The organism is Oleiphilus sp. HI0066, assembly GCF_001635725.1.
On sequence record NZ_LWFH01000019.1, the window covers coordinates 1 to 955 of the forward strand.

A 955-nucleotide genomic window follows, 5' to 3' on the forward strand; every position below is an offset into this window, starting at 1 on the left:
GTGGTTTGTTCTGTCGATAGTGATGGCTTACGTATTTGCGCTTTTGGCGCTTTATGTGCGGGTTTGGCAAAACGATGAGACGAGTAGTGCAACGTTAAAACGACTTGTCGCCTCTGTACTGATCGGTTTGTCCGTCTCGGGGATGCATTATACCGCTATGCTCGCAACCGAGTTTTATCTCGATCCTTCTATCGTCATCCCAGACCATTCAGATCACGAACACACTTTGCTATCTTGGATTGTGATTGTCGATGTCTTGCTGTTCTTAACAGCCTTGATCATCGTTTTTATGCTCGGCACGAAGTTGGATCAAGCTCAAAAAGCAGCCATGGCTTCGGAACAGCGTGAGAATGCGGTTATTAGTGCCTTGGCTGATGCCTTGCTCGTTTTGGATAGTGATGGGAATGTTACGACATATAACGTGTCTGCTCAGCGCCTTTTTGGCGCGCAGCACAGCCCCTTAGAACAAAAGCATATCGTTCAATTGATGCCTGAGATTGGTAGTCTCGAAGAGCTCCAAGACTGGGAGCATTCAAATCTCGCAAAAGGCGTCAGTGGTTTAACGCTCGAGTTTTCGACCTACAACGATGATGGCCCACGTTATTATGAGGCGGTTTTTTCGCGTTTGTACTTCGATGAGAGTATCCATTACGTTTCGATGATTCGCGATATCACGGTACGGACGCAGATGGAGCAACAACTGAGACAAGCGCAAAAACTTGAGTCTATCGGTCAACTTGCCGCCGGTATCGCACACGAGATTAATACGCCAATCCAATATGTCTCCGACAATATGAGCTTTTTGAAAAAAGCGGTTGGGCATGTCATGCAGGCGACTGAGATGTATCGGCAAGTGGTCGCGAATTGTTGTGATGACAACAGCAAGGAACAAGTCCAAGAGCTCGAAAAAATGCTCAAAAAAGCCAAGTTCGACTTTATTCGCGAAGAAATTCCA

The 955-nt window shown here is 46.6% G+C and carries 1 protein-coding gene; it reads left to right on the forward strand.

Annotation, left to right across the window (positions count from 1 at the left end):
• The coding region (locus A3738_RS00665) for a PAS domain S-box protein (protein WP_156503845.1) at positions 1-955 on the forward strand (955 nt) is incomplete at both ends.